We start from the raw sequence: 4520 nt of genomic DNA, 5'->3' as shown, positions 1-4520 counted from the left end.
CGGCCCGGGCCGACGGTTCCCCGGTGTGCCCTCCGAACGGGGGACACGGCGCGATCTGGTCACCGCGGCCGTCATCGTCGTCGTCATGGCGGTGGTGGCCGCCGCCGTCCTGCTGTCGGGAAGCGCGAACCGCTCGCACTTCCGCGCCGCCGACGACGAGCAGCCCGTCTACGGGCCCGCAGTCGAACGCCCCACCTCACTCCAGCCCCTGTGGTCCCACGCGTCGGGGGGCGCGGGCGCCCCACTGACCACCAAGGGCAACCTCGTCACCCTCGACGACGACGGGACCCTCGTGGGCCGCGACGCGGGCTCGGGCGAGCAGCGGTGGACGTATTCACACGCCGGACGTCCCTGCGCGGCCACGTTTTACGCCGACATCCTCGCCGCGGCGTTCGACGGGGCCGCCGGGTGCAGTGACGTCACCGCCCTCGATCCGACGACGCAGCAGTACACGAGCACCCGACAGAGCGCCTTCCCCGACGCGATGGAACTGACCTCGACCTGGCGGCACGCGCTGGCCTCGAGCCCCGAGCGGCTCGAGATCTGGCGCGACGACCTCGTCCGCACCGTCGAGTACGGCGCCGTCGAGGCGCCCCAGGAAGCCGACATGCAACCACGTACCGGCTGCACCCTCGGAACGGCCGACCTCACCGACGACCGGTTCGCCGTCGCCGAACGCTGCCCCGGCGACGACTCCACACGGCTCACGCTCGCCGAGACCGTCCCCGAGGACAGCCGCAAGCCCGAGGAGATCGCCTCGGAGACCACCGGCGCCCGGGGCCTGTGGATCATCGACGTCACCGACGAGGGCGTCCTCGCACTGACCGACCGCGACGGCGCCTGGGCCGTCGAATGGTTCACCTCCCCGCGCCAGTACTCCCCCGTCCTGCGACTGGACTCTGAGCCCGCGGCGAAACCGGGCGCCACCACACTCTCCGGCGATGACACCCAGGCACGGTGGTTCGACGGCGGCGCCACCCACGCCTTCCGGACCGATACCGGCCAGCACACCTGGACGGCCGGCGGGGCCACCGGCCCGGGCCTGACCGGCGGGTGGTCACCCGACCCCGACGTCACCACCGCGCGGGATTGGGTACTGCTCCCCGTCGCCGGCGGTTTCGGTCTCCTGGATCACGACTCGGGCGTCGAGACACTCCGGCTGGGTGCCACCTCCGCGGAGGGCGACGGCGTCACCGGGCTGGCGCAGATCGGCGACATCCTCTACGAACGCCGCGGCGGCTCGATCCACGCCTACAAGCTGCTGGCCTGACCGGGCCGCGGACGGCTGGCCGGGCGGCGTACCAGTCGGTCAGGCGGCGTACCACTCGACGGCGTCGCGCCGGAACAACGCCACCAGGGCGGAGGCACACACCACCGCCAGGGCGATCCCGGCCAGGTACTGGTGCGACCCCACCCCCACGTACCACGCGACGAAGAGCAGCAGCAGCTCGGCGATCACCACCAGACCGCGGCCCCACCGCCGACCGCGCAGCAGTCCCAGCCCGGCGGCCAACAACCCGCCCCCGAGGATCGCGAACCACACGGCGGTCCCGTACCCGCTGATGACCACGGTCTCCTCGCGGTGGCCGCCGATCGCACGGATCAACAGGACCACCGCGATGCCCACGCCGATGAGCCCCTGAGCAGAGGCGATCCAGCCGGCGAGGCGGACCGGGCCGGGGATCGCGATCCGCGGGTCTGGCGGAACACGGGGCTCGTCCTGTCGTCTCACGTTCACCTCTCAAGACTATGTGGCACCGGATCCACCGGGCCCCACACCCCTGGTGGGGCGCGCTCCGCCTAGGCGATAACAGCCTCTGGTGTGCGCTTTCGCGCCGATTTGACAAAGCGCGTGACGTTTACCACATCGAGGTTCAAGAGGGTTGACTTGTCAGGGAATCGTGGGACGATCAGTTGTAACAGCGCATACACACCGTGTTTGCCTTGCCTTAACCGGGAGCCACTCCAGCAGGAGTGAGCCCGCGGAGCGGGTACAACCCCCACCACCCCGTCGGGTGTCACCGAACACGCACGTTCTCACGTCGATCGTACAGGTCCACGCCTGAACGGCGCGTGTTCGTGCTGCCCGGCGCACCCGACCTCGGTCTCACGACGAAGGAGTTCCCATGGACTGGCGCCACAAGGCCATCTGCCGCGACGAGGATCCCGAGCTGTTCTTCCCCGTCGGCAATTCCGGCCCCGCCCTCGCGCAGATCGCCGAGGCGAAGATCGTCTGCAACCGCTGCCCCGTCACCGCCGAGTGCCTGACCTGGGCCCTCGAGTCCGGCCAGGACGCCGGCGTGTGGGGCGGCATGAGCGAGGACGAGCGTCGCGCCCTCAAGCGTCGCCGCGCCCGCACCCGGACCACGGTCTGACCCCGACCGTCTGACGCGGCCGTCGTCCGACCCCAGGACGGCCAGCGTACGAGAGGCCGGTTCCCGACCCGATCAGGGTGGGAACCGGCCTCCCGCCGTTGTGGCGGCCGATCGGTCAGTCGATGACGGCGATGAGATCGCCCGCCTGGATGACGTCGCCGGGCTTCACCGCGACCTCCGTCACGGTTCCCGAGCCCTCACACAGCACCGGGATCTCCATCTTCATCGACTCCAGGAGAACGATCGTGTCGCCCTCGGCGACCTCGGTGCCGACCGCCGCGACGACCTCCAAGACGTTAGCGACCATCTCGGCACGGACCTGTTCAGTCATATGGATTATTCCTCTGCTTCCTCGACAACGGCCCCCGGACACCTCCAATGCAACCACACGGGCCCGCGCATGGAAGACTTGTACACCGACGAAAGGAGGCGACCATGAGCAAGCGTGGCCGCAAGAGGCGGGATCGCCGTAAGAAGAACGCCAACCACGGTAAGCGTCCGAACAGCTGAGTCCGGACGCCGTGGACGACGAGGGGGCGGGCACCTGACCGGTGCCCGCCCCCTCGTCGTCCGTCACCGCGTCCGCGGATCAGCCGAAGTCGCGTCTCTCGACGGTCGTGTGTCTGTGAACCACGGTGGTGCCGTCCGCATCCGTCGTGGTCACCGTCGTGCGTCGGATCTCCACCATCAGGCGTTCCCGCAGCCCGGTCGGAGCCTTCTCGCAGCACGAACTGGAGAGCTTCGCCTTGAGGCGGCGCTCCGAGAGGAACAACTCCCGGCAGTCTGGACACCCCGCGAGATGATGTTCGAGTCGAGAGCGGCAGGCGTCGTCGCACTCGAGGTCCACCAGCAGGGACAGGTCGCGCTTCGCCGACCGACAGTCGATCTCGTCGAGTCGTGGGTCGTGCTCCCTCATCACTTCGCCCCCTCCTCGCGGTCGCGGCCGAAACCCCGCTCGGTGGCCACGTCGCGCAGCAGCTCGCGCAGCTGCTTGCGACCGCGGTGTAGACGCGACATCACGGTCCCCAGCGGGGTGTCCATGATCTCCGCGATCTCCTTGTACGGCAGGTCCTGGACGTCGGCGTAGTACACCGCCATCCGGAACTCCTCCGGCAGCTCGGCGAGGGCCGCCCGGATCTCGTCGTCCGGCAGCAGTTCCATCGCCTCGACCTCCGCCGAGCGGAGGCCCGTCGAGGTGTGCTCGGCCGCGGCGGCCAACTGCCAGTCCGTGATCTCATCGGTCGGGTACTGCGCGGGCTGGCGCTGACGCTTGCGGTAGTGGTTGATGTAGGCGTTGGTGAGGATGCGATGCATCCACGCGCGGAAGTTGGTCCCCGGCTTGAACGAGTGGAATCCCGCGAAGGCCTTGGCGTAGGCCTCCTGCACCAGGTCCTCCGCATCGGCGGGATTCCGGGTCATCCGCAAGGCCGCGCCGTAGAGCTGGTCGAGGAGAGGCATCGCCAGCTCCTCGAACTTCTCTGCGCGCTGGTCGGCCTCGTCGGGCTGCAACTCGGTCGGCAACCGGAACTCCTCACCTGTCGGTGTCCCGGAGTCTAACCGCACGCCCGGGGCGTCGAGGACCGCGGTCCGCATCGCACCCTCCCTTCCGACCCGGGACCTACCCCGGGTACCTGCTGGGAATCAACGCGGTGGGCCGTCGCGGTATTCCGGACCCCGTCACCCGCTAGGCTCCCGTCCCGTGGGCAGCAGGAAGGGACGAGGCGGCGCCGCGGCGACCCCGGCGATCGTCGCGCTGCGCGACGCCGACATCGACCACACCGTGCACACCTACGAGGTGACCGGTGACGCGACCTACGGCGACGAGGCGGCCCGCGTGATGGGCGACCGACTGGGGGTGGCCGCGAACAGGGTGTTCAAGACACTGGTCCTGGCCACCGGCAGACCTCCCGAGGGGTCACGGGTCCCGCTCGCGGTGGCGGTCCTGCCCGTGACCTCCTCGCTGGACCTCAAGGCCGCGGCCGCCGCCCTGGGGTGCGGCAAGGCCGCCCTGGCGCCGATCGACGTGGCGGAGAAGAGCACCGGGTACGTCGTCGGGGGCGTGTCGCCCGTCTGCCAGCGTCGCCCCCTGGCGACGGTGGTGGACGCCTCGGCCCTGGCCCATCCCACGATCCTGTGCAGCGCCGG

At 70.1% G+C, this 4520-nt stretch carries 8 protein-coding genes; 4 read left to right on the top strand and 4 right to left on the bottom strand.

From position 1 onward, the window contains the following. On the top strand, positions 1-1270 hold a 1270-nt coding region (locus tag G6024_RS01875), incomplete at its 5' end, for an Rv3212 family protein (protein WP_159147765.1). A 39-nt stretch (positions 1271-1309) separates the two neighbouring features. On the opposite strand, the gene G6024_RS01870 is transcribed toward G6024_RS01875, so the two are convergent. Then, the gene (locus G6024_RS01870; RefSeq protein WP_159147763.1) at positions 1310-1738 is read right to left on the bottom strand and encodes a hypothetical protein; all 429 of its coding nucleotides are present in this window, start codon (positions 1736-1738) and stop codon (positions 1310-1312) included. Between the two features lie 388 nt (positions 1739-2126). Here G6024_RS01870 and G6024_RS01865 point away from each other — a divergent pair, with 388 nt between their 5' ends. Beyond that, positions 2127-2375, top strand: coding sequence for a WhiB family transcriptional regulator (locus tag G6024_RS01865; RefSeq protein ID WP_067712327.1), 249 nt, complete (start codon positions 2127-2129; stop codon positions 2373-2375). 115 nt (positions 2376-2490) lie between these two features. Here G6024_RS01865 and G6024_RS01860 read toward each other — a convergent pair whose 3' ends face one another. After that, positions 2491-2706 (bottom strand): biotin/lipoyl-binding carrier protein, encoded by a 216-nt coding sequence (locus tag G6024_RS01860; protein WP_067712324.1) that lies wholly within the window; start codon positions 2704-2706, stop codon positions 2491-2493. Between the two features lie 104 nt (positions 2707-2810). Here G6024_RS01860 and G6024_RS17135 point away from each other — a divergent pair, with 104 nt between their 5' ends. Then, positions 2811-2885 carry a 50S ribosomal protein bL37 gene (locus G6024_RS17135; RefSeq protein WP_370452405.1) on the top strand — a complete coding sequence of 25 codons (75 nt, stop codon included), beginning with the start codon at positions 2811-2813 and terminating at the stop codon, positions 2883-2885. A 79-nt stretch (positions 2886-2964) separates the two neighbouring features. Here the strand turns inward: G6024_RS17135 and G6024_RS01855 are convergent, their stop codons facing one another. Beyond that, positions 2965-3291, bottom strand: coding sequence for a zf-HC2 domain-containing protein (locus G6024_RS01855; protein WP_067712322.1), 327 nt, complete (start codon positions 3289-3291; stop codon positions 2965-2967). After that, positions 3291-3968, bottom strand: a complete 678-nt coding sequence (locus G6024_RS01850) for a sigma-70 family RNA polymerase sigma factor (protein ID WP_067712319.1) — start codon at positions 3966-3968, stop codon at positions 3291-3293. Before G6024_RS01850 ends, G6024_RS01855 begins: the two co-directional genes overlap by 1 nt. A 106-nt stretch (positions 3969-4074) precedes the next feature. On the opposite strand from G6024_RS01850, the gene G6024_RS01845 reads away from it, so the two are divergent. Beyond that, positions 4075-4520 (top strand): YbaK/EbsC family protein (locus tag G6024_RS01845; protein WP_235027720.1); only part of this gene is annotated, 446 nt, incomplete at its 3' end.

The organism is Dietzia maris, from assembly GCF_014144855.1.
In the GTDB taxonomy this organism is placed as follows: Bacteria; Actinomycetota; Actinomycetes; order Mycobacteriales; family Mycobacteriaceae; genus Dietzia; species Dietzia kunjamensis.
Note: the sequence above shows the minus strand (reverse complement) of the source record. Positions and strands in the feature narration are given on the sequence as shown.

What these genes read in the sequence shown, in the direction of transcription:
- G6024_RS01865 (WP_067712327.1), top strand. Translation starts at nt 2,127, where the DNA reads ATGGACTGGCGCCACAAGGCCATCTGCCGCGACGAGGATCCCGAGCTG.
- G6024_RS01860 (WP_067712324.1), bottom strand. Translation starts at nt 2,706, where the DNA reads ATGACTGAACAGGTCCGTGCCGAGATGGTCGCTAACGTCTTGGAGGTC.
- G6024_RS01855 (WP_067712322.1), bottom strand. Translation starts at nt 3,291, where the DNA reads ATGAGGGAGCACGACCCACGACTCGACGAGATCGACTGTCGGTCGGCG.
- G6024_RS01850 (WP_067712319.1), bottom strand. Translation starts at nt 3,968, where the DNA reads ATGCGGACCGCGGTCCTCGACGCCCCGGGCGTGCGGTTAGACTCCGGG.